Source organism: Comamonadaceae bacterium OTU4NAUVB1 (genome assembly GCA_024372625.1).
Classification (GTDB): domain Bacteria; phylum Pseudomonadota; class Gammaproteobacteria; order Burkholderiales; family Burkholderiaceae_C; genus Variovorax.
In genome coordinates this window covers 3,163,496-3,187,184 of the sequence record CP099605.1, presented here as the reverse complement: position 1 = coordinate 3,187,184, position 23,689 = coordinate 3,163,496, and the positions used below count along the sequence as shown (strand labels likewise).

The following is a 23,689-nucleotide window of genomic DNA, read 5'->3' as shown; positions in this document are numbered from 1 at the left end:
ATGTGTTCCAACTGCATGCCCGCGTCCGGGCCCTGGCGAGACCGCCGTTCCTTTCTGCTGCTGGCCGCCGGCGGGGCGGCGTCCGTGCTGGCCGCCGCGCCCGCGCTGGCGCAGGTCAGCGTGGGCAGGTCCTCGGTGGCGCGCAACATCGTGCCGGCCGACGACATCGAGCAGGCCGGCGCCCAGCAATACACCCAGCTGACGGCCGAGGCCCGGGGCAAGGGCGCGCTGCTGCCGGACGACCAGCCGCAGGTGCAGCGCCTGCGCGGCATCGCGGCGCGTCTGATCCCGTTCGCGGCCCAGTGGAACTCGCGCGCCGCGCAGTGGAAGTGGGAGGTCAACCTGATCGAGAGCCCGCAGATCAACGCCTTCTGCCTGCCCGGCGGCAAGATCGCCTTCTACACCGGCATCCTCGCGCAGCTCAAGCTCACCGACGACGAGGTCGCGATGGTGATGGGCCACGAGATGGCCCACGCCCTGCGCGAGCACGCCCGCGCGCGCGTGGCCAAGAACGCCGGCACCGGCGCGGCGCTGTCGCTCGGCGCCCAGATCCTCGGCCTGGGCGAGGTCGGCAACCTCGCCGCGCGCGCCGGCACCGAACTCATCACGCTCAAGTTCAGCCGCAGCGACGAGACCGACGCCGATCTGGTCGGCCTCGAACTCGCCGCGCGCGCCGGCTACGACCCGCGCGCGTCGGTGTCGCTCTGGCGCAAGATGGCCACCGCCTCCAAGAACCAGGGCGGCATCGGCTTCCTGTCGACCCACCCGAGCGGCAGCGATCGCATCCGCATCCTGGAGGCCAACGTGCCCAAGGTCGACGGGCTGTACCGCGCCGCCGCCGGACGAGGCTGAACCGCGCGCTCGACCCTCGCGACATTCCGCCATCGGGAAGGGTGCCGACGTCGCGCGCGGCCCCGAGTGCCACGCATCGCTTCCATTCACCCCCTGCATCGCCATGATTTCCAACGACCTCCTCAAGCACCCCACGATCCGTCTCCACGGCAAGGTGGACGACGACATGCTCGACCAATTCCTGGCGCAGATGGCCACGGCCGTCGACGGCACCGGTCCCATGCTGCTGGAACTGACGACCACCGGCGGCGACGCGGAGATCGGTCGCCGCATCGCGACGGACGTCATGATCGCGCGTGATCGCCTCGGCCTCGACCTCGCCTTCCTGGGCAAGTCCGTCGTCTATTCGGCCGGCGTCTCCATCATGTCGGGCTTTCCGGCCGGGAAGCGCTTCCTGACCCAGGACTGCATGCTCCTCATCCACGAGCGCCGGCTCAACAAGACCCTGGAACTCAAGGGCGCCATGCGCGGCATGGAAGCGCTCGTGAAGGACACGCTGGCGGAGATCGAGAGCGCCCTGCGGATGGAGCGCACCGCCTTCGGATTCCTCGTCGCGGGCTCGGACGTCGGCCTGGACGAACTGATGGAACGGATCAGCCGGTCCGACTGGTATGTCTCCGACGCGGAAGCACTGAAGAGGAAGCTGATCGCCGGCATTCTCTGAGGCCGCACCCGTACCACGCGAAGCGGCGCCAGATCGCGCCGGCGCAGGCGCTGGCACGGGTGATCGAGGCGCCGGGGCATCGCGGCGCGGAGCGCCCGCCGCTCACCGGGACCCGCCGAGGCGCAGCGCCTTCGCGACCAGCGAAAAGGCCGGCGACGGCTGGCACTTGCTCGGGTAGTACAGGTGGTAGCCGGCGAACCGGGGGCACCAGTCGTGCAGCACGCGCACGAGTCGCCCCGATTCGATGTGCGGCATCGGTTCGTCCTCCGGCAGCAGCGCGATGCCCAGCCCCGCCAGGGCCGCCTCCACCTGCGGCGCCGTGGTGTTGAAGGTCAGCGGCCCGTCCACGCGCACGTTGACCTTGCGCCCGCGCTTCTCGAAGTCCCAGACGTAGAGCCCGCCCGAGGTCGGCATGCGCTGGTTGATGCACCGGTGCGCGGTCAGCTCGGCCGGTGTCCGGGGCACCGGGTGGACGGCGAAATAGCCGGGCGACGCCACCACCGCCATCCGCAGCGGCGCACCGATGGGCACGGCGATCATGTCGTTGTCGATCGTGTCGCCCAGGCGCACGCCCGCATCGAAGCGGTCGGCCACGATGTCGCGGAAGCCGTAGTTCACGTCGAACTCCAGCTTGATGTCCGGGTACTCGCGCAGCAGCGGCGCGAGCCGGGGCAGCAGCACCGTGTGCAGCACGTTGTCGCCGCAGGTGATGCGGACCGTGCCGGCGGGCTTGTCGCGCAGGTCGGTCAGCGCCTCGAGCTCGGCCTCGATCTCGTCGAAGCGGTGGCCGATGGCCTTCATCAGCCGTTCGCCGGCCGAGGTGGGCGCGACGCTGCGCGTGGTGCGCGTGAGCAGGCGGATCTCCAGCCGCTCCTCGAGTCCGCGGATGGCCTGGCTGAGCGCCGACTGGGTCACCCCGAGCGTGCCGGCCGCCCGGGTGAAGCTGCATTCGCGCGCCACCGTCACGAAGGCCAGCAGGTCGTTGAGGTTGCGTCTGGGCATGGTCTTTTCCTTCCGGCATCACTGATCAGCCAGGCTAATGAATGTATTAAGCGTTCATTACCTAGTCAATTCGCCGGCCGCTCGGCAGACTTCCCGGGCACTGAAGGGGAACCCCGATGAACACCACCGACCACTGCGCATGGACGAGCATCCGATGACGGCGCGGGCCATGGGCGCACCCGCCGGCGTCGACGCGTTCGACGACCCGGCCGACGCGCGGCCGGCGCACTGGGGCGGCGTCTTCGCCATGACGCTGTGCGTCTTCGCGCTGATCGCCTCGGAGTTCATGCCGGTCAGCCTGCTCACGCCGCTGGCGTCCGACCTCCGGGTCACCGAAGGCATGGCGGGGCAGGGCCTGGCCATCTCCGGCGTCTTCGCGGTGCTCGCGAGCCTGTCGATCCCGGCGATCGCGCGCAGGGTCGAGCGCAAGGCGCTGCTGCTGGCGCTGACGGCCACGATGTGCCTCTCCGGCGCCATCGTCGCGATGGCGCCCGACTACCCGACGTACATGGCCGGGCGTGCGCTGATCGGTGTCGTCGTCGGCGGCTTCTGGTCCCTGTCGGCGGCCACGGCCATGCAGCTCGTGCCGCCTTCGCAAGTGCCGCGGGCGCTGGCGATCTTCAACGGCGGCAATGCGCTGGCGACGGTCGTGGCGCCGCCGCTGGGCAGCCACCTGGCCTCGATCGTCGGTTGGCGCGGCGCCTTCTTGTGCCTGGTGCCCATCGCGGTGATCGCCTTAGCCTGGCAGTGGCTCAGCCTGCCGGCGATGAAGGCGCAGCCGCGCGCGAAAGGCTCGGGCAACGTCCTCGCGCTGTTGCGGGACCGCCGGGTGCTGACGGGCATGCTGGCGGTGGGCGTCTTCTTCATGGGGCAGTTCGCCCTGTTCACCTACCTGCGGCCCTTCCTGGAGACGGTGACGCGCGTGGACGTGTCGACCCTGTCGCTGGTGCTGCTGACGCTGGGGGTCGCGGGCGTGGCGGGCACCCTGGTCATCGGCCGGTTCCTGAGGATCGGCTTCTACCCCACGCTGACGATCATTCCGGTGCTGATGGCCGCGATCGCGGTGGCGCTGATCGCCGTCGGCACCTCGGTGGCCGCCACCACCGCGCTGCTGGGCGTCTGGGGCCTGGTGGCCACCGCCGCGCCGGTGGGCTGGTGGCTGTGGATCGCGCGCACGCTCCCGCACGACGCGGAGGCCGGTGGCGGGCTCATGGTCGCCGTGGTCCAGCTCGCCATCGCCATCGGCTCGACGGTGGGCGGGCTGCTGTACGACGGCGGCGGCCACCGGAGCACCTTCGCCGTCAGCGCCGGCCTGCTGCTGGTCGGCGCGTTCCTGGTGGTCCTGACGGCGCGCGCGGACCGCGCGGCCACCCCATGACCCCCGGCCGCGCACCCGCCGCGATGCAGGCCCTCGCGCGCCGGCCATGGCGCCTGCGCCTCGCGGCCCTGTGCGCCGGCCTGCTCGCGTTCGGGGTCGGCCATGCCGAGTCGCGCCTGTGGATGACCGTCGGCGAGCGACGCCTGGCCGTCACGCCGGCCGACACGGACGCCGCCCGCGCCTTCGCCGCGCGCCTGCCGCTGACGCTCGACATGACCGATCTCAACGGCAACGAGAAGAAGTTCGACCTGCCCGACGGGCTGCCCGCGCGTCCGAGCCGGCCGGGAACGATCCGCCATGGCGACCTCATGCTGTACGGGACGAACACGGTGGTCCTGTTCTACCTGGGCTTCGACTCCGCCTACGCGTACACGCGCCTCGGCCGGGTGGACGATCCGGACGGCCTGGCGCGGGCGCTCGGCCCGGGCGCCGTGCGGGTCCGGTTCTCGCGGGACTGAACGCGGTCGGACATCGAGGGAAGTGCGCAAGAAGATCACGACCACCGTGGACGACAGAATCGTTCCGACGTGGACGATCGGCCACGACATCGATGCGCAGAAGGCGAGCGTGGATCTGGCCGGTCGAGGGTCGCGCTTTCTGGTTTTCGCAAGTGGCGCGAGGGCTGGCGGGCCGGGCAGTGACAATGAGCAAACCCTATTTTTTGCTCCGAAATGCTCTCATCCAAGACCCCCTACGACCCGACGTCCGGCGCGACCAAGCACGTCGTCAAGGAAGCGCAAGTCGAATACGGTTTCATCGGCAAGCTGCAGAGCCTCAAGTACGAATACAGGGACGACATCCGCGACCGCGCCGCGCTGGAACGCAACTTCCGCGAGAAGTTCGAGGCCCTGAACCGCGTCACGCTGACCGATGGGGAATTCAAGCGGCTGCTGGACGACATCGTCACCCCCGACGTCTTCACCGCCTCCCGCACCTTGAGGAACATCAATGCCTTCGCCCGTGACGACGGCACGCCGCTGAACTACACGCTGGTCAACATCAAGGACTGGTGCAAGAACACGTTCGAGGTGGTCAACCAGCTGCGCATCAACACCGACAACAGCCATCACCGGTACGACGTGCTCATCCTGATCAACGGCGTGCCCTGCGTGCAGGTCGAGTTGAAGACGCTGGACATCAACCCGCGCCGGGCGATGGAGCAGATCGTCGATTACAAGAACGACCCCGGCAACGGCTACACCAAGACGCTCCTGTGCTTCCTGCAGTTGTTCATCGTCAGCAACCGCACCAACACGTACTACTTCGCCAACAACAACACGCGCCACTTCGCGTTCAACGCCGACGAGCGGTTCCTGCCCATCTACCAGTTCGCGGACGAGGCCAACCACAAGATCACCCACCTCGACAGCTTCGCCGAGACCTTCCTCGTCAAATGCACCCTGGGCCAGACGATCAGCCGCTACATGGTGCTGATGGCCGCCGAGCAGAAGCTGCTGATGATGCGGCCCTACCAGGTGTACGCCGTCAAGCACATCGTCGAGTGCATCCACCAGAACAGCGGCAACGGCTTCGTCTGGCACACCACCGGCAGCGGCAAGACGCTCACGTCCTTCAAGGCGTCCACGCTGCTCAAGGACAACCCCGACATCGAGAAATGCCTGTTCGTGGTGGACCGCAAGGACCTCGACCGCCAGACCCGCGAGGAATTCAACCGCTTCCAGGAAAACTGCGTGGAGGAGAACACCAACACCGCCACGCTGGTGCGCCGCCTGCTGTCGGACGACCATGCCGACAAGGTGATCGTCACCACCATCCAGAAGCTGGGCCTGGCGCTGGACGAGCGCAGCTCGCGCAACCAGCAGCAGAAGCGGGACGGCCAGGCCACCTTCAAGCAGCAGCTGGCGCCCCTGCAGGACAAGCGCATCGTCTTCATCTTCGACGAATGCCACCGCTCGCAGTTCGGCGCCAACCACGACGCCATCAAGGCGTTCTTCCCCAAGGCGCAGCTCTTCGGCTTCACCGGCACGCCCATCTTCGAGGCGAACGCCACCGCCAAGCAGTTCGAGGGCGAAGAGGGCCAGTTCCGGACCACCGAAGACCTGTTCCAGCAGCGACTGCACGCCTACACCATCACCCACGCCATCGAAGACGCCAACGTGCTGCGCTTCCATGTGGACTATTTCAAGCCCGAGGGCCAAAACTCCCAGTCCTCCCTGCCCAGGCCCGGCGAGGCCCTGGCCAAGAAGGCCGTGATCGACGCCATCCTGGCCAAGCACGACACCGCCACCGCCGGCCGCCGCTTCAATGCGGTGCTGGCCACCGCCAGCATCAACGACGCCATCGAATACCACCGCCTCTTCGGCGAACTGCAGGCGGCCCGGCAGGCGGCCGACCCGGCCTTCGTGCCGCTGAACATCGCCTGCGTGTTCTCGCCGCCCGCCGAGGGCGATGCCGACGTCAGGCAGATCCAGGAAGACCTGCCGCAGGAAAAGGCCGACAACCAGCAGGACCCCGAGGGCAAGAAGACGGCCCTCAAATCCATCCTCGCCAGCTACAACGGGCGCTACGGCACCAACCACACCATCGGCGAGTTCGACCTGTACTACCAGGACGTGCAGAAGCGCATCAAGGACCAGCAGTGGCCCAACGCCGACCACCCGGCGGCGCAGAAGATCGACATCACCATCGTGGTGGACATGCTGCTCACTGGCTTCGACAGCAAGTACCTCAACACCTTGTACGTGGACAAGAACCTCAAGCACCACGGCCTGATCCAGGCGTTCTCGCGCACGAACCGCGTGCTCAACGGCACCAAGCCCTACGGCAACATCCTCGACTTCCGTCAGCAGCAAAGCAGCGTGGATGCGGCCATCGCCCTGTTCTCCGGCGAGAAGTCGGGCGAGGAAGCCCGCAGGATCTGGCTGGTGGACAAGGCCCCCGTGGTCATCGAGAAGCTGGATGCCGCGGTGCGGAAGCTGGCCGACTTCATGCAGTCCCAGGGGTTGGACTGCACGCCCGAGTCGGTGCCCCAGCTCAAGGGCGACGCCGCCCGCGTGGCCTTCATCCAGAACTTCAAGGAAGTGCAGCGCCTGAAGACCCAGCTGGACCAGTACACCGACCTGACCGATGACAACGCCACCGCCATCGAGGAGATCTTGCCGACCGAGAACCTGCAGGGCTTTCGCGGCGTTTACCTGGAAACGGCCCAGCGCCTCAAGCAGCAGCAGGCGCGGCAGGACAAGGATGGTGTGGCAGGCGATGACCAAGGCAAGGACTCGGCAGCGGTGAACCAGCTCGACTTCGAGTTCGTGCTGTTCGCCAGTGCGGTCATCGACTACGACTACATCATGGGGCTGATGTCGCGCTACACGCAGCAGGGGCCGGGCAAGCAGAAGATGAGTCGTGAGGAACTCATTGGCCTGATCCAGAGCGATGCCAAGTTCATGGATGAGCGGGACGACATTGCCGCGTACATCGGTACGTTGAAAACGGGCGAGGGCTTGAGCGAGCAGGCTATTCGCGAGGGCTATGCGCGGTTCAAGAAGGAGAAAGATGGTGTGGAGCTGGCTGAGATGGCTGCTCGACACGGGTTGGCACCTGCGGCGCTGCAGTCTTTTGTAGAGGGCATCTTGCAGCGGATGATTTTTGATGGAGAGGCGCTGAGTGATCTGATGGCGCCGCTGGGGCTGGGCTGGAAGGCTCGCGCTTTAGCTGAGACTAAGTTGATGAAAGAGCTAATGCTGTTACTGAATAAGCGCGCGCAAGGGCGGGAAATCTCGGGCTTGAGTGCATATGAGTAATAAGAGCGAGGCGGCACTGGTTCCAAGACTAAGGTTTCCGGAGTTTGGGGACGCGGCGTTACAAAGCGTGTTGCTGGGCGACGTGACAGAAGAATGTCGGAGCCGCAACGGCAACAAGCACTCGGTCACGTCAGTAATGGGAGTGACCAAGGCCGACGGTATCGTTCCGATGGAAGCGCGGCTTATCTCGCCAGATATTGCGCGCTACAAACTCGTCGAAAGAGATTGGTTCGCCTATAACCCAATGCGACTCAACATTGGTTCTATCGCTCGATGGAAGGGTGATAGCGAAATACTAGTCAGTCCCGACTATGTCGTCTTCAAATGCATCAAAAATGGTGGATTGGGTATAGCTCCCGACTATCTGGATCACTTTCGGCAGATCAAAGCCTGGGAACAATTCGTGACGGAAGGCGGTGATGGCAGCGTGCGTGTCCGCATTCATTACAAAGACATCGCCCGCATTGGACTTACGCTTCCGTCTTTTCCAGAACAACAAAAAATAGCCGACTGCCTGAGTTCCTTGGACGAGCTGATCGCCGCGCAAGCCCGCAAATTGGACGTGCTCAAGACCCATAAAAAAGGGCTGATGCAGCAGCTTTTCCCCCGCGAAGGCGAAATCCAACCGCGCCTGCGTTTTCCTGAATTTCAAAATTCGAGTAAATGGATGCTTGATGCGCTGGAAAACTTGTGCAGCGCGAAAATATCCTATGGAATAGTGCAAGCCGGTCCTCACGTTCCTGGCGGGATGCCTTATATAAAGAGCTCGGATTTGAATTCGGATATTTGTCTTGAAACGCTTTCTTGCACATCGGAATTGATTGCAGAAAAATACCGCAGATCAGAGGTATTGCCAGGGGATATTGTGTTTTCTCTCAGGGGAAATATTGGAATATGCAGAATTGTTCCCGATGAAATATCTTGTGCAAACCTTACTCAAGGTACCGCGAGGTTAAGAGCCAAAGGGTCGGCTAAGTTTTTGCTCCAACTTATTCAAAGCCAGCGTATTAGCGACAGAATATTGGCTGCCAGTAAAGGAAGCACATTTCAAGAAATTTCTCTGGGAATCCTGCGGACGATACCAATAGTTTTTCCTGAACTTGATGAGCAGCGCCGCATTGCTGACTGTTTGACTGGGCTTGATCATTTCATTAGTGTTCAGACGCAAGAGCTCGAAACCCTCAAGACCCACAAGAAGGGGTTGATGCAGCAGCTTTTCCCCTCTTCAGAAGCGGTGGAGGCATGAGCGCCATTGGGTCGTTTTCAATTCTCTTCACGCTGTGCAGAGAATTACCTTCATTCACCCGGCTCGGCAAAACAGTGAGCAAGAGCCTATGACTGAACAAAGCAAGAAGCCATTGAGCAAGGGCATCAGCGGCGGTCGCGCTATGTCAGAAGGCTTGGCGCCGTTGCTAGGCAGCTTGCGCCAGCTCATCGATGATTCGCGTCAGCAGGTAATGCGGGCGGTGGATGCCGTCCAAGTGCAGACCTACTGGCACATCGGCCGGCATATCGTGGAGTTCGAGCAGGGTGGGGCGCAGCGCGCGGCGTATGGGCAGCGTTTGCTGTCGGAGTTGGGCCAAGCGCTGACAACAGAATTCGGCCGGGGTTTCGATGCTTCCAACCTTCGATACATGCGGCTGTTCTACCAAGCGTTTCCAATTTGTGACGCACTGCGCCACGAATTGAGCTGGACGCACTACCGCCTGCTGCTGCGGGTGGACAGTGCCCAGGCGCGCCAGTGGTACGTGCAAGAGGCAGCAGCGCATAACTGGAGCACGCGGGCGCTGGAGCGCCAGATCGGCAGCCTGTACTACGACCGCCTGCTGCTGAGCCAGGACAAGGCAGCGGTTTCCGCCGAGGCGCAGGCCCAGCTGGATGCGCTGGCGCCGTCGCCCCGCGCGTTCGTGCGCGACCCGGTGATGCTGGAGTTCCTGGGCTTGCCCGGTGCGGGCCGCCTGCTGGAGGCCACGCTGGAAACCGCGCTGATGGACAAGCTGCAGCAGTTCCTGATGGAGCTGGGAAAAGGCTTCGCCTTCGTGGCGCGTCAGCAGCGCATCAGCACCGAAACGCAGGATTTCTACATCGACCTGGTGTTCTACAACTACCTGCTCAAGTGCTTCGTGCTGATCGACCTGAAGACCGGGCCTCTCACGCACCAGGACGTGGGGCAGATGGACATGTACGTGCGCATGTACGACGACCTGCGCCGGGGCGAGGGCGACAACCCGACCGTGGGCATCCTGCTGTGCGGCAGCAAGGACCAGTCGGTGGTGCGCTATTCGGTGCTGAACGGCAGCGAACAGCTTTTCGCCAGCAAGTACCGGCTGGTCCTGCCCAGCGAAGAAGAGTTGCGGCTGGAGTTGCAGCGCGACCGGGAAGCCATAGAAGCTCATAAGCGGCTTCGTGATGAAGACGACGAGAAAATCAAGAAGACATGACCGAACACAACCAAAAACAACTGGGCAAGACCCTCTGGGCCATCGCCGACCAATTGCGCGGCGCCATGGACGCGGACGATTTCCGCGACTACATGCTGTCGTTCCTGTTCCTGCGCTATCTGTCGGACAACTACGAAGCCGCGGCCAAAAGAGAACTGGGTCCGGACTACCCCACGCAGGTCGACCAATCGGTGTCGACGCCCTTGCAACGCTGGTACGAGAACAACCCGGACGATGTGCCGGAGTTCGAGAAACAGATGCGCCGCAAGGTGCATTACGTGATCGAGCCCCAGCATTTGTGGAGCAGCATCGCGCGGATGGCCCGCACGCAGGACGGTGAACTGCTGCGCACGCTGCAACAGGGCTTCAACTACATCGAAACCGAATCGTTTCAGAGCACCTTCGGCGGTCTGTTCTCCGAGATCGACCTCGGCTCGTCCAAGCTGGGACGGACGTACGTCGAGCGCAATGCCAAGCTCTGCACCGTCATCCAGAAGATCGCCGAAGGACTGGCTGAGTTCTCGACCAGCGTGGATGCATTGGGCGATGCCTACGAATACCTCATTGGCCAGTTCGCCGCCGGCTCGGGAAAGAAGGCGGGCGAGTTCTACACGCCGCAGCAGATCTCCGACATCCTGTCCACCATCGTCACGCTCGACAGCCAGGAACCCGCCACCGGCAGGAAGGAGCGCCTGGAAAGCGTGATGGACTTCGCCTGCGGGTCGGGCTCGCTGCTGCTGAACGTGCGCAAGCGCATGGGGCCGCACGGCATCGGCAAGATCCACGGCCAGGAAAAGAACATCACCACCTTCAACCTGGCGCGCATGAACATGCTGCTGCACGGGGTGAAGGACACCGAATTCGAGATCTACCACGGCGACACGCTGACCAACGACTGGGACATGCTGCGCGAGTCGAACCCGGCCAAGAAGCCGTCGTTCGACGCCATCGTGGCCAATCCGCCGTTCAGCTACCGCTGGGAGCCCACCGACGCGCTGGCGGAAGACGTGCGTTTCAAGAACCACGGTTTGGCGCCCAAGTCGGCGGCGGACTTCGCCTTCCTGCTGCACGGCTTCCATTTCCTGAAGGAAGAGGGCGTGATGGCGATCATCCTGCCGCACGGCGTGCTGTTCCGGGGCGGCGCGGAAGAACGCATCCGCACCAAGCTGCTGAAGGACGGCCACATCGACACGGTGATCGGCCTGCCGTCGAACCTGTTCTATTCGACCGGCATTCCGGTGTGCATCCTGGTGTTGAAGAAGTGCAAGAAGCCGGACGACGTGCTTTTCATCAATGCCGCCGAACATTTTGTCAAAGGCAAGCGCCAGAACCAGCTGACCGACGAGCACATCGCCAAGATCATCAAGACGTATCAGTTCCGTGAGCAGGAGACCCGCTATTCGCGTCGCGTGGAGATGACGGAGATCGAGAAGAACGATTTCAACCTGAACATCTCGCGCTACATCAGCACGTCGGTGGGCGAGGCGGAGATCGATCTGGCGGCGACGCACGCCGAACTGGTCCGGATCGAAAAGGACATCGCGGCGGCCAAGGAAAAGCACAACGCGTTCCTGAAGGAACTGGGTCTGGATCTTCTGCCTTGAAGCGTGCAACCCAGGCGGTATGAAGCGTCATGGAATTGCCGGCGATGACGATCGATCAGAGCACGAAGTCGTAATCCACCGTGATCGGCGCGTGGTCCGAGAACTTCACCGTCTTGTAGATGTGCTCGCTGCGCGCCAGTTCGGCGATGGCCGGCGTCGCCAGGTGGTAGTCCAGCCGCCACCCCACGTTCTTCGCGTACGCCTGCCCCCGGTTGCTCCACCAGGTGTAGGCGTCCCCGGTGGCCTCGGGCTTGAGCAGCCGGTAGACGTCCACCAGGCCCGCGCCCTCGGCGCCGGCGTCGAGCAGGTTCGTCATCCAGGCGCGCTCCTCGGGCAGGAAGCCGCTGTTCTTGCGGTTGCCCTTCCAGTTCATCAGGTCGATCTCCTGGTGGGCGATGTTGATGTCGCCGCACAGCACGAACTCGCGCTCGCGCTTCAGGGCCCGCAGGTGCGGGAAGAAGCCCTTGAGGAAGCGGAACTTGGCCGCCTGGCGCTCCTCGCCCGACGAGCCGCTCGGGAAGTAGCAGCTGATGATCGACAGCTTGCGCGCGGGCGTGTCGAAGCGCAGTTCGATGTAGCGGCCCTCGGCGTCGAACTCGGCGTCGCCCCAGCCGATGACGACGGCGCTGGGCGCGTGCTTCGTGTAGATGGCGGTGCCCGAGTAGCCCTTCTTCTCGGCGAAGTGGAAATGCCCCTGCAGGCCGGCCATGCGCTCGAAGCGGCCCTCGATGTCGCTGGCCTGGACGCGCGTCTCCTGCATGCAAATACAATCCGGCGCCGCTTCGGCGACCCAGTCCGCGACGCCCTTGGTGGCGGCCGAGCGAAGACCGTTGAGGTTGAGGCTGGTCAGTTTGAACACGAGGAATTCCAATGGCTGAAGTGACGGGGGGCAGGGGAGACCGGGGCGACCAGGGCGGTCGCGGCGGCGGGGACGGCGATGCGAGCGGGTCGGCCGCCGGCGACCGGCGCCAGGCGCGCGCCCAGGATTTCGTGCGCTTCGCGATCGACGCCGGGGTGCTGCGCTTCGGCAGCTTCCAGACCAAGGCCGGCCGCACGAGCCCCTACTTCTTCAACGCCGGCCTGTTCGACGACGGCGCGCGCATGCTGCGGCTGGCGGAATTCTATGCAGACCTCCTGATCGACGAGGCCGTCGCGTTCGACATGATCTTCGGCCCGGCCTACAAGGGCATTCCGCTGGGCGCGACCGTCGCGGCGGAACTCGCGCGGCGCGGTCGCAACGTGCCCTTCGCCTACAACCGCAAGGAAGCCAAGGACCACGGCGAGGGCGGCACGCTGGTGGGCGCCCCCCTGCGCGGCCGGGTGCTGATCGTCGACGACGTCATGTCCGCCGGCACGGCCGTGCGCGAGTCGATCGCGGCCATCCGCGCCGCCGGCGCGCAGCCCCACGCGGTGGCGATCGCCCTCGACCGGCAGGAGAAGGCGACAGAGAACGGTGCCGACGTGCCCTACAGCGCCGTTCAATACGTCCGGGATGCGCTGGGTCTGGGTGTAACGGCGATCGCCAATCTTGACGATTTGTTGCAATATCTCGGCCGGAGCGGGGACGCCGAACTGGCGGTCCACCGCGAAGGCGTGCTGGCCTACCGCGCGAGGTACGGCGCCGCCGCCTGACGTCCATCACCGAGAAAGAGCCTGGATGCCCCTGCGAAGAAGTCCACCGTCCATCGTCGTCGCCCTCGCGCTGCTGGCCGCGTCGTGGTCCTGCGGCGCGTGGTCGCAAGCCAGGCCGCAGACGGCCAACGAGGCCGGCATCTTCACCTGCACCGACGCGCGCGGGCGCACCCTCACCGCCGACCGGCCCATCGCCGACTGCGCCGACCGCGAGCAGCGCGAACTCGGCCCGAGCGGCGTGGTGCGCCGCACCCTGGAGCCCACCTACACGTCGCGCGAGCAGTCCGAGCGCGACGAGCGCGCCCGCCTGGCGTCGCAGAAGGCCGCGCGGCTGATGGAGGAGCGCCGCCGCGACCGCGCGTTGCTCGCGCGCTATCCGAATCCCGCCTCGCACGAGCGCGAGCGCGGCGTGGCCGTGGCGCAGGTCGACGCGGTGATCGAGATGACGCGCAAGCGCATGGCCGAGATCACCGCCGAGCGCAAGCCGCTGGACGACGAGCTGGAGTTCTATCGCCGCGACGTCAGCCGCGCCCCGATGGCGGTGCGTCGCCGGCTGGAGGACAACACCGCCAGCATGAAGACGCAGGTCGACCTGCTGGCGGGGCAGCAGGAGGAGAAGCGGCGCGTCAACGCGCGCTTCGACGAGGAGCGCGAGCGGCTGCGGCTGTTCTGGCCCGCGGCCGAGGCCGCGTCGCCGCCGGCGCGCTGACGGCGCGCTGACCTCCGCCGGCCGGCCGTCGCGGCCGGGCCCGGCGCCTCAACCGTCCAGCCGCGCCTTCAGCAGCGCATTGACCTGCGCCGGATTGGCCTTGCCCTGGCTGGCCTTCATGACCTGGCCGACCAGCGCGTTGAAGGCCTTGTCCTTGCCGGCGCGGTACTCGGCGATGTTCTTCTCGTTCTTCGCGAGCACCTCGTCGACGATCGATTCGAGGGCGCTGCTGTCGTTCATCTGCCGCAGGCCGAGGCGGTCGATCATGGCGTCGATCGATTCGATGTTGGCAGTGGCCACCAGAACGTCGTCGCTGTCTGCGACATGGGCTGAGGCGGTGGTCACCGAGCCCGCCTTCCAGAGCGCGTCGAGCAGCTGGCGCGCGGCATTGTTGGAAATGGTGCCGTCGGCGATGCGACCGATGAGCCCGGCCAGCTGGTCGGCGCTCACCGGCGTCCGTTCGATGCCGATCTCCTGCGCGTTGAGCCGTTTGGAGATCTCGCCCTGGATCCAGTTGCTCGCCAGCTTGGGCGTCGCGCCGGCGTCCACCACGGCATCGAAATAGCGCGCCAGCGCGACGCTCTGCGTGAGCTGCGCCGCGTCGTACGCGGACAGGCCGTGGGATTGCACGTAGCGCTCGGCCATCGCCCGGGGGAGTTCCGGCATCTCGCCGCGCACGCGCTCGATCCATTCCGGCGCGATCACCAGCGGCGGCAGGTCCGGGTCGGGGAAGTAGCGGTAGTCGGCCGCGTCCTCCTTGGTGCGCATGGCGCGCGTCTCGCCCGTGTCGGGGTCGAACAGCACGGTGGCCTGCTGGACGGCGCGGCCGTCCTCCAGTTCCTCGATCTGCCAGCGGATCTCGTAGTCGATCGCCTGCTGCATGAACTTGAAGCTGTTGAGGTTCTTGATCTCGCGGCGCGTGCCCAGCCGCTCGCCGGGCTTGCGCACCGACACGTTGGCGTCGCAGCGGAAGCTGCCTTCCTGCATGTTGCCGTCGCAGATGCCGATCCAGGTCACGAGCTTGTGCAGTTCGCGCGCATAGGCCACGGCCTCGGCGGTGGAGCGCATGTCGGGCTCGGTCACGATCTCCAGCAGCGGCGTGCCGGCGCGGTTCAGGTCGATGCCCGACTGGCCGACGAAGTCCTCGTGCAGCGACTTGCCCGCGTCCTCCTCCAGGTGCGCGCGCACCAGGCGCACGGTCCGGGGCTCGTCGCCGACGAAGAAGCTCACCGCGCCGCCCTGCACCACGGGAATTTCGAACTGGCTGATCTGGTAGCCCTTGGGCAGGTCGGGATAGAAGTAGTTCTTGCGCGCGAAGACGCTGCGCGGCGCGATGGTCGAGCCCAGCGCGAGGCCGAGCCGGATCGCGCGTTCGACCGCCCCCCGGTTCATCACCGGCAGCGTGCCCGGCAGCGCCATGTCGACGGCGCAGGCCTGCGTGTTGGGTTCGGCGCCGAAGGCGGTGGACGCGCGGCTGAAGATCTTGCTGGCGGTGGAGAGCTGGGCGTGTGTCTCGAAGCCGATGACGACTTCGTAGCCGCGCACCAGGGGGCCGGTCGGCCGGCCCTGCTGCTGCGCTTCGAAGGTGTTCAGGGAGGAATCGGTCATGTCGGTCGGAGGGTCGTCAGACGCCCTTCGGGGCGCGGGTGTGCCAGTCGGTCGCCTGCTGGAAGCGGTGGGCCGCGTTGAGCAGCCGCGATTCGCCGAAGTAGTCGCCGATGAGCTGCAGGCCCACGGGCATGCCGTGCTCGGCGAAGCCCGCCGGCACGCTCATGCCGGGCAGGCCGGCGAGCGAGGCGGGCAGGGTGAAGATGTCGGCCAGGTAGTCGGCCACGGGGTCGTCGCCGTGCTCGCCGAGTTTCCAGGCCACCGTCGGCGCGACCGGGCCGGCGATCACGTCGCACTGCGCGAAGGCCTGCTGGAAGTCGTCGGCGATCAGGCGGCGTACCTTCTGCGCCTGCAGGTAGTAGGCGTCGTAGTAGCCGTGGGAGAGCACGTAGGTGCCGATCATGATGCGGCGCTTGACCTCGTCGCCGAAGCCTTCCTCGCGCGTGCGGGCGTACATGTCGGCCAGGTCCTTGTACTGCGCCGCGCGGTGGCCGAACTTGACGCCGTCGAAGCGGCTCAGGTTGCTCGACGCCTCGGCCGCGGCCAGGATGTAGTAGACGGGGATCGACAGCTCGGTGCGCGGCAGCGTGACGGCCACGCGCTTCGCGCCCAGGCGCTCGTACGCGGCCAGCGCGGCGTCGACGGCCGCGCGCACGCCGGGGGCGACGCCCTCGCCCAGGAACTCCGCCGGCACGCCGATGCGCAGGCCGTCGAGCGAGTCGCCGAGCGCGCGCGAGAAGTCCTCGGCCGGCCGGTCGAGCGAGGTCGAGTCGCGGTCCGGGTCGGGTCCGCACATGGCCGACAGCAAGAGCGCGCAGTCCTCGGCCGAGCGCGCCATCGGGCCGGCCTGGTCGAGGCTGGAGGCGAAGGCGACCATGCCGTAGCGCGAGGCCCGGCCGTAGGTCGGCTTGATGCCGGTGATGCCGCAGAACGACGCCGGCTGGCGGATCGAGCCGCCGGTGTCGGTGCCGGTGGCCGCCGGCGCGAGGCGCGCGGCGACGGCGGCGGCGCTGCCCCCCGAGGAGCCGCCGGGGATGCGGTCGCGGTCCCAGGGGTTCCTCACCGGCACGGCGCGGTCGTGGCCGGCGGCGGGCACCGCGACGTTCTCGTTGGCCGAGCCCATGGCGAACTCGTCGCAGCTGAGCTTGCCCAGCGTGACGGTCCCGGCCTCGGCCAGGCGGCGCACCACGGTGGCGTCGAACGGCGAGCGGTAGCCCGCGAGCATCCTCGAGCCGGCGGTGGTGGGGAAGCCGGTGGTGGCGAAGATGTCCTTGTGCGCGATCGGCACGCCGGCGAGCGCCGGTGCGTCGCCGGCGGCGATGCGCGCGTCGGCGGCGCGCGCCTGGGCGAGCGTGGCTTCGTCGTCGACGGCCACGAAGGCGCCCAGGGCCTCGTCGGCGTGGATGCGCGCGAGGAAGTGGCCGGCCGCCTCGACCGCCGAGACCTCGCGCGCGGCCAGCGCCCTCGCCAGCCCGGCCACGCTCATCGCATGCAGTTCGGGTTTGGTCTGAATGTCGCTCATTCGATCACCTTCGGCACGAGGAACAGGCCGCGCTCGACGGCCGGCGCGCTGCGCTGGTTGGCGTCGCGCGCATCGGGCTCGCTGGCGACGTCGTCGCGCAGCCGCAGCGCGATGTCGCCGATCGCGGCCACCGGGTGCGCCAGGGGCTCGACGCCGGTGGTGTCGACGGCGCGCATGGTCTCGACCAGGTCGAAGAAGCCGTTGAGCTGGCCGAGCATGCGGGTGCTTTCGTCGGGGGCCAGCCGCAGTCGCGCGAGCGCGGCGATGCGGGCGATGTCGGAGGATTGGAGCGGCATGGGAGAGGACGGGAAAGGGCGGGAGAAGGGCCGGAGAAGGGGGGTCCAGGACAGGTCGACACACGCCTCCGGAGCCGCCCGCCGGGCACCCTGCGGGAGGGCGCCGGCGAGGCATGGAAGCCGCGTCCTTCGGGGGTCGCGGCAAGGGGTCGCCGGGGGGATTCGGGTATTATCCCGCCTTTGCCGCACCCCCCGCGAACGCGCCGGTTTTTGCCGCAAGAGCGATCCATCCACCCCGTCAGACGACCCAGATAGAGGGCGGCGCCATGCCCGAAGCGCGTGCCGTGCCCCAGAGGAATCCCACATGTTCGGAGCTTTCCGTCGGTACTTTTCGACCGACCTCGCGATCGATCTCGGCACCGCCAACACCCTGATATTCGCCCGCAACAAGGGCATCGTCCTGGACGAGCCGTCCGTCGTCGCGATCCGTCACGAAGGCGGCCCGCACGGCAAGAAGGTGATCCAGGCGGTCGGGCGGGAGGCCAAGGCGATGCTCGGCAAGGTGCCCGGCAACATCGAGGCCATCCGTCCCATGAAGGACGGTGTGATCGCGGACTTCGTCATCACCGAACAGATGATCAAGCAGTTCATCCGGATGGTGCATCCGCGCTCGCTGCTCGCGCCCAGCCCGCGCATCATCATCTGCGTGCCCTGCGGCTCGACCCAGGTCGAGCGCCGCGCCATCAAGGACGCGGCCGAGGCCGCCGGCGCCACGGCGGTCTACCTGATCGAGGAGCCGATGGCGGCGGCGATCGGCGCGGGCCTGCCGGTGAGCGAGGCGAGCGGCTCGATGGTGGTGGACATCGGCGGCGGCACGACCGAGGTGGGCGTGATCTCGCTGGGCGGCATGGTCTACAAGGGCAGCGTGCGCGTGGGCGGCGACCGCTTCGACGAGGCCATCATCAACTACATCCGCCGCAACTACGGCATGCTGATCGGCGAGCCGACGGCCGAGGTCATCAAGAAGACCATCGGCTCGGCCTTCCCGGGCTCCGAGATCAAGGAGATGGAGGTCAAGGGCCGCAACCTCAGCGAGGGCGTGCCGCGCAGCTTCACCATCAGCAGCAACGAGGTGCTGGAGGCGCTGACCGACCCGCTCAACAACATCGTCTCGGCCGTCAAGAACGCGCTGGAGCAGACGCCGCCCGAACTCGGCGCCGACATCGCCGACCGCGGCATGATGCTGACCGGCGGCGGCGCGCTGCTGCGCGACCTGGACCGCCTGCTGGCCGAGGAAACCGGCCTGCCGGTGCTGGTGGCCGAGGAGCCGCTGACCTGCGTGGTGCGCGGCTGCGGCATGGCGCTCGAGCGCATGGACCGGCTGGGCAGCATCTTCACGAGCGAATGACCGCCCGCCCTGCGGCCGCGACACACCTTCCCCATCCCTGACGGGTCGTTGGGTCCATGCCGCTGGGCACGCTCGATCGTTCCACGCCGCCGCTGTTCAGCCAGGGGCCCTCGGCGCTGAGCAGGCTGATCTTCTTCAGCGCGCTGGCGCTGTTCCTGATGGTGGCGGACGCGCGTTTCGGGGTCGTGCGGCCGATCCGCCTGGCGATCGGCACGGTGCTCTATCCGGTGCAGTGGCTCGCGCTCAAGCCGGTGCAGGCGGTGGCCGAGGGCGGGCGCTACCTGGAGGAGCTGCAGCTCGCGCAGCGCAAGGAGGCCGAGGCCCGCCGCGCGCTGGCCCTGCAGTCCGAGCGCGCCGGCCAGGCCGACGTCCTGGCCAGCGAGAACGCGCGCCTGCGCGCCCTGCTGGAACTGCGCCAGACCACCTCCACCCCCGGCCGCGCGGCCGAGGTGCTCTACGACTCGGCCGACCCGTACACCCGCAAGGTCATCATCGACCAGGGCGTCGCGCAGGGGGTGGTCGCGGGCTCGCCGGTGATCGATCCGAACGGCGTGGTCGGCCAGGTCACGCTGGTACAGCCGCTCACCAGCGAAGTCACCCTGCTGGTCGATCGCGATCAGGCGATCCCGGTGCAGAACATGCGCACCGGCGCGCGCAGCGTGGCCTTCGGCGACGCCAGCGCGCACGGCGGCGGGCTGGAACTGCGCTTCATGGCCGCGAACTCCGACGTGCAGGAGGGCGACATGCTCGCCACCAGCGGGGTCGACGGCGTCTACCCGCCCGGTCTGCCAGTGGCGCGCATCGAGCGCATCGAGCGCCGCGCCGATTCCGGTTTCGCCCGCATCTACTGCCAGCCGCTGGGCGACGTGAACGCGGCGCGCTACGTGCTGGTGCTGACGCCGGTGGGCGGCCAGGGCCCGGCCCCGGCGACGCCATCGTCGGCGGGGGCGTCCGCCGCCGGTGCCGGCGCTCCTGCGGCCGCCGCCGCCACCGCCAAGGCATCCGCCGCGGCATCGGGAACCGCCACGGGCGTCCCGGCCACGCCGCCGGCCACCGGCCGGGCGGCCGTGCGCGGCGCGGTCCCGGCGCCGACATCGACACCCGCACCGGCGCCCGCATCGGCGCCGTCCCGCGCCGCCGGTCCGACGGCGGCCGCGACGGCGTCGTCGGGCGTCCGGCCCGCCGCCGCCGCGCCGCCCGTCGCCCGACCGGCCGCGCCGCCCACCCGGCCCGTCGCCCCGTCGTCCGCGACCCCGCGCCCGGCCGCGACGGCGTCGCCGGCCGCCCGGCCGGCCACCGCCGCGCCCGCCGCACCGCGCACGGGCGCCGCGCGGCCCGCCAACCCCGCCGACAGGCGCACCGCCCCATGATCATGCGTCCCGGCCAGCAGCAGCTCCTGCTGCCCGTCAGCCCCTTCTTCATGTGGTCGAGCCTGGTGGTGGCGCTGCTGCTGGCCATGCTGCCGCTCGGGCGCGCCGCGTGGGTGCCCGACGTGCTGGCCCTGGTGATCGTGTTCTGGAGCGTGCACCAGCCCGCGCGCGTGGGCATGGGCGCGGCCTTCTTCTTCGGCCTGTGCATGGACGTGCACCAGTCGGCCATGCTGGGCCAGCATGCGCTCTCCTACACCACGCTGAGCTTCCTGGCGATCATGATGCACCGCCGCCTGACCTGGTATCCGGTGCTGTCGCAGGCGCCGCAGGTGCTGCCCTTGTTCCTGCTGTCTCACGTCATCGAGCTGGCCATCCGCATGATCGGTGGGGGCATCTTCCCCGGCTGGACAATGCTGGTGGCGCCGCTGCTGGAAGCCGCGCTGTGGCCGCTGGCCAGCGCGCTGCTGCTGGCGCCCCAGCGCCGCACGCCCGACCCGGACGCGAACCGTCCCCTCTGAGACCGAGCCCAGGAAGCCCCGAGGATGTCGACCGAACTGCGCAACGTCGCCGCCGACCTGACCCGCTTCAAGCGGCGCGTGGTCGTGATCGGTCTGGTGGTGCTGGGCGCCTTCGGCCTGCTGTGCTCGCGCCTGGTCTACCTGCAGGTGGTGCGCCACGCCGACCTGGCCGAGCAGGCCGAGAGCAACCGCACCGCCATCGTGCCGGTGGTGCCCAACCGCGGGCTGATCCTCGACCGCAACGGCGTCGTGCTGGCCACCAACTACTCGGCCTACACGCTGGAGATCACGCCGTCGAAGGCCGGCGACGTGGAGGCGGCGATCGACGCGCTGGCGGGCGTGGTCGACGTCACGCCGCGCGACCGGCGCCGCTTCAAACGCCTGCGCGAGGACTCGCGCAGCTTCGACTCGGTGCCCATCCGCACGCGCCTGAGCGACGAGGAGGTCGCCCGCTTCGCGGCCCAGCGCTACCGCTTCCCGGGCATCGAGATCAAGGCGCGGCTGTTCCGCAACTATCCCCTGGGCGAGACGGCCAGCCACGTGCTGGGCTACATCGGACGCATCAGCCAGCGCGAGAAGGCGGCGATGGAGGAGTGGGAGGACGAGGAGATCGCCAACTACAAGGGCACCGACCACATCGGCAAGCTCGGTGTCGAGCAGAGCTACGAGCGCACGCTGCACGGCCAGACCGGCGTCGAGCAGATGGAGACCTCCGCCGGCGGGCGCGCGGTGCGCCGCCTCGCCAGCCATCCGGCCACGCCCGGGGACACGGTGATGCTGTCGATCGACATCAAGCTGCAGAAGCTGATCGAGGACATGTTCGGCAACCGGCGCGGCGCCTTGGTGGCGCTCGATCCGCGCACGGGCGAGGTGCTGGCCTTCGTCAGCAAGCCGACCTTCGACCCCAACCTGTTCGTCGAGGGCATCGACTCGGAGAGCTGGAAGGAGCTCAACGAGTCGCCGGACAAGCCGCTGTTGAACCGGGCCCTGCGCGGCACCTACCCGCCGGGCTCGACCTACAAGCCGTTCATGGCGCTCGGCGCGCTGGAGACGCGCACGCGCGGGCCCAACGTGGTGGTCAACGACCCCGGCTTCTTCAACTTCGGCGGCCACCGCTTCGGCAGCCCCGAGGGCAACATCGGCGGCGTCGACATGCGCCGCTCGATCCAGCTGTCGAGCAACATCTACTACTACTCGCTGGCCAACGAGATGGGCGTCGACCGCATCCACGACTTCATGAAGCCGCTGGGCTTCGGCCAGATCACCGGCATCGACCTCGGCGGCGAGGTGCGCGGCGTGCTGCCGAGCACCGAATGGAAGCGCAACGCCTACCGCCGGCCCGAGCAGAAGAAGTGGTATGCGGGCGAGACCATCTCGCTGGGCATCGGCCAGGGCTACAACACTTTCACGATGCTGCAGCTCGCGCAGGCGACCGCGATCGTGGCCGACGTCGGCATGCGCCACCGCCCGCACGTCGCGCTGTCGATCCGCGACACGGTCAGCGGCCAGGTCAAGTCGGTGGTGCAGCCGCCGGCCGAGAGCCTGGGCTACTCGCCCGCCAACGTGGCGGTGGTGCGCGAGGGCCTGATGAGCGTGGTGTCCGCCGGCACCGCGCGCGGCGTGTTCGCCGGCGCGGGCTACGTCGCCGCCGGCAAGACCGGCACCGCGCAGGCCGTGACGCAGGCGCAGAACACGCGCTACAACGCCCGCGCGCTCGAGGAGCACCAGCGCGACCACGCCCTGTTCATGGGCTTCGCGCCGGCCAACGCGCCCAAGATCGCGCTGGCCGTGATCGTCGAGAACGCCGGCTGGGGCGCCGGCGCCGCCGCGCCCATCGCACGCCGCGTCATGGACTACTGGCTGCTCGGCCAATACCCGAGCGAGGCCGACATGGCGGCCATCCGGGTCGGCAAGGCGACCGCGCCCATCGGCAAGCCGCGCGCGGCCGGCGAGGTCGCCGGGCCGGCCCCGGTGTCGGCGGCGGCGACCGGTCCGGCCACGCCCGCCACGGCGCCCTGAACCGGGGCCCGGCGCCTAGCGCAGGAACGCGTCGTACCCGGTCTTCAGGATCAGCGCGCCGACCACGAGGATGAACACGCCGCGCACGAAGCCCGCGCCGTGGCGCAGCGCGACGCGCGCGCCGATCAGGCTGCCCGCGACGTTCGCCACCGCCATCGCCAGGCCGAAATGCCACCACACGTGCCCCTTGGCCGCGAACAGCAGCAGCGCGCCCAGGTTGGTCATGGTGTTGAGCAGCTTGGCCGAGGCCGAGGCGTTGAGGAAGTCGTAGCCCAGCCAGCGCACGAACAGGAAGACGAAGAAGCTGCCGGTCCCCGGGCCGAAGAAGCCGTCGTAGAAGCCCAGCGCCAGCCCGACGGCGCCGGTCGCCGCGAGTTCGGCGCGGCCGGTGAAGCGCGGCGCGTGGTGGCGTCCCATGTCCTTGCGGACGAGCGTGTAGGCCAGCAGGGCGATCAGGATGAAGGGCAGCAGGCGGCGCAGGAAGTCGCCCGACACCTGCGTCACCGCCCAGGCCCCGGCGAGCGAGCCGCCGAAGGCCAGCGCCGCGGCCACGCCCAGGGCGCGCCAGCGCATCTCGACCTTGCGGCTGAACTGCACGGTGGCCGCCGCCGTGCCCCAGACCGAGGCGCTCTTGTTGGTGCCCAGCAGCGTGGCCGGCGCCGCGCCCGGAAACATGCCGAAGAGCACGGGCACCAGAATGAGGCCACCGCCGCCCACGATGGAGTCGATGAAGCCGGCGAAAGCCGATGCGAGGGGGAGGAGCAGCCATTCCATGGGGCTGGATTGTCACGTGCCAAAAAAAAGCGCCGACGAAGCGGCGCTTTGTGAAAAACCGGGCATCTCTTGATGGACGCCTGTGAATGGATCTTCTTCGAATGGACTGGTCGAGTGTCTCCTCGGAACCCTCGCGCGACGGGGGAGGCCCGATTGCGAGTGGCAGGACTTTAAAGGCATGCACCGTGGCA

19 protein-coding genes and 1 pseudogene are annotated in these 23,689 nt (G+C 67.7%); 14 read left to right on the top strand and 6 right to left on the bottom strand.

Annotated features, from left to right (window positions below):
- Nucleotides 1-15 precede the first annotated feature (15 nt).
- Together NF681_18420 and NF681_18415 are read left to right on the top strand one after the other, a co-directional pair.
- Nucleotides 16-852 carry a M48 family metallopeptidase gene (locus tag NF681_18420; protein ID UST54213.1) on the top strand — a complete coding sequence of 279 codons (837 nt, stop codon included), beginning with the start codon at nt 16-18 and terminating at the stop codon, nt 850-852.
- A 103-nt stretch (nt 853-955) separates the two neighbouring features.
- Nucleotides 956-1,516: an ATP-dependent Clp protease proteolytic subunit gene (locus NF681_18415; protein UST54212.1), complete on the top strand. Its 561-nt coding sequence runs from the start codon at nt 956-958 to the stop codon at nt 1,514-1,516.
- Nucleotides 1,517-1,618: 102 nt separating this feature from the next.
- On the opposite strand, the gene NF681_18410 is transcribed toward NF681_18415, so the two are convergent.
- Nucleotides 1,619-2,518 carry a LysR family transcriptional regulator gene (locus tag NF681_18410; protein UST54211.1) on the bottom strand — a complete coding sequence of 300 codons (900 nt, stop codon included), beginning with the start codon at nt 2,516-2,518 and terminating at the stop codon, nt 1,619-1,621.
- A 247-nt stretch (nt 2,519-2,765) separates the two neighbouring features.
- On the opposite strand from NF681_18410, the gene NF681_18405 reads away from it, so the two are divergent.
- The 6 genes from NF681_18405 (at nt 2,766) to NF681_18380 (ending at nt 11,702) form a co-directional block, all read left to right on the top strand.
- The gene (locus NF681_18405) at nt 2,766-3,896 is read left to right on the top strand and encodes an MFS transporter (protein ID UST55840.1); all 1,131 of its coding nucleotides are present in this window, start codon (nt 2,766-2,768) and stop codon (nt 3,894-3,896) included.
- On the top strand, nt 3,893-4,354 hold the full coding sequence (locus tag NF681_18400; protein ID UST54210.1) for a cyclophilin-like fold protein: 462 nt from the start codon (nt 3,893-3,895) through the stop codon (nt 4,352-4,354). Before NF681_18405 ends, NF681_18400 begins: the two co-directional genes overlap by 4 nt.
- Before the next feature lie 213 nt (nt 4,355-4,567).
- Nucleotides 4,568-7,657: a type I restriction endonuclease subunit R gene (locus NF681_18395; GenBank protein UST54209.1), complete on the top strand. Its 3,090-nt coding sequence runs from the start codon at nt 4,568-4,570 to the stop codon at nt 7,655-7,657.
- The gene (locus NF681_18390; protein ID UST54208.1) at nt 7,650-8,903 is read left to right on the top strand and encodes a restriction endonuclease subunit S; all 1,254 of its coding nucleotides are present in this window, start codon (nt 7,650-7,652) and stop codon (nt 8,901-8,903) included. The genes NF681_18395 and NF681_18390 overlap by 8 nt, the downstream gene beginning before the upstream one ends.
- 112 nt (nt 8,904-9,015) lie before the next feature.
- The gene (locus NF681_18385) at nt 9,016-10,098 is read left to right on the top strand and encodes a PDDEXK nuclease domain-containing protein (protein UST54207.1); all 1,083 of its coding nucleotides are present in this window, start codon (nt 9,016-9,018) and stop codon (nt 10,096-10,098) included.
- On the top strand, nt 10,095-11,702 hold the full coding sequence (locus NF681_18380) for a type I restriction-modification system subunit M (protein ID UST54206.1): 1,608 nt from the start codon (nt 10,095-10,097) through the stop codon (nt 11,700-11,702). The genes NF681_18385 and NF681_18380 overlap by 4 nt, the downstream gene beginning before the upstream one ends.
- Before the next feature lie 55 nt (nt 11,703-11,757).
- On the opposite strand, the gene NF681_18375 is transcribed toward NF681_18380, so the two are convergent.
- Nucleotides 11,758-12,561, bottom strand: a complete 804-nt coding sequence (locus NF681_18375; GenBank protein UST54205.1) for an exodeoxyribonuclease III — start codon at nt 12,559-12,561, stop codon at nt 11,758-11,760.
- An 11-nt stretch (nt 12,562-12,572) separates the two neighbouring features.
- On the opposite strand from NF681_18375, the gene pyrE reads away from it, so the two are divergent.
- Nucleotides 12,573-13,334 (top strand): orotate phosphoribosyltransferase, encoded by a 762-nt coding sequence (pyrE, locus tag NF681_18370; protein UST54204.1) that lies wholly within the window; start codon nt 12,573-12,575, stop codon nt 13,332-13,334.
- A 25-nt stretch (nt 13,335-13,359) separates the two neighbouring features.
- Nucleotides 13,360-14,043: a DUF4124 domain-containing protein gene (locus tag NF681_18365; GenBank protein ID UST54203.1), complete on the top strand. Its 684-nt coding sequence runs from the start codon at nt 13,360-13,362 to the stop codon at nt 14,041-14,043.
- 48 nt (nt 14,044-14,091) lie between these two features.
- Here NF681_18365 and gatB read toward each other — a convergent pair whose 3' ends face one another.
- Genes gatB through gatC form a run of 3 tightly spaced genes read right to left on the bottom strand, consistent with a single transcriptional unit; the run spans nt 14,092 to nt 17,469 of the window.
- Entirely contained in the window at nt 14,092-15,651 is a 1,560-nt protein-coding gene (gene gatB, locus NF681_18360; protein UST54202.1) for an Asp-tRNA(Asn)/Glu-tRNA(Gln) amidotransferase subunit GatB, read from the bottom strand.
- Nucleotides 15,652-15,667: 16 nt separating this feature from the next.
- Nucleotides 15,668-17,173, bottom strand: coding sequence for an Asp-tRNA(Asn)/Glu-tRNA(Gln) amidotransferase subunit GatA (gene gatA, locus NF681_18355; GenBank protein ID UST54201.1), 1,506 nt, complete (start codon nt 17,171-17,173; stop codon nt 15,668-15,670).
- Nucleotides 17,170-17,469: an Asp-tRNA(Asn)/Glu-tRNA(Gln) amidotransferase subunit GatC gene (gene gatC / locus NF681_18350; GenBank protein UST54200.1), complete on the bottom strand. Its 300-nt coding sequence runs from the start codon at nt 17,467-17,469 to the stop codon at nt 17,170-17,172. Before gatC ends, gatA begins: the two co-directional genes overlap by 4 nt.
- Before the next feature lie 304 nt (nt 17,470-17,773).
- Between gatC and NF681_18345 the strand changes: the two genes are divergently transcribed.
- The 4 genes and pseudogenes from NF681_18345 (at nt 17,774) to mrdA (ending at nt 22,724) form a co-directional block, all read left to right on the top strand.
- Nucleotides 17,774-18,817, top strand: coding sequence for a rod shape-determining protein (locus tag NF681_18345; protein ID UST54199.1), 1,044 nt, complete (start codon nt 17,774-17,776; stop codon nt 18,815-18,817).
- Nucleotides 18,818-18,873: 56 nt separating this feature from the next.
- A pseudogene (gene mreC, locus NF681_18340) lies at nt 18,874-19,722 on the top strand (rod shape-determining protein MreC).
- A 461-nt stretch (nt 19,723-20,183) separates the two neighbouring features.
- On the top strand, nt 20,184-20,705 hold the full coding sequence (gene mreD, locus NF681_18335; GenBank protein ID UST54198.1) for a rod shape-determining protein MreD: 522 nt from the start codon (nt 20,184-20,186) through the stop codon (nt 20,703-20,705).
- Nucleotides 20,706-20,729: 24 nt separating this feature from the next.
- The gene (gene mrdA / locus NF681_18330; protein UST54197.1) at nt 20,730-22,724 is read left to right on the top strand and encodes a penicillin-binding protein 2; all 1,995 of its coding nucleotides are present in this window, start codon (nt 20,730-20,732) and stop codon (nt 22,722-22,724) included.
- Between the two features lie 15 nt (nt 22,725-22,739).
- Here the strand turns inward: mrdA and NF681_18325 are convergent, their stop codons facing one another.
- Nucleotides 22,740-23,498, bottom strand: a complete 759-nt coding sequence (locus tag NF681_18325) for a TSUP family transporter (protein UST54196.1) — start codon at nt 23,496-23,498, stop codon at nt 22,740-22,742.
- Nucleotides 23,499-23,689 lie beyond the last annotated feature (191 nt).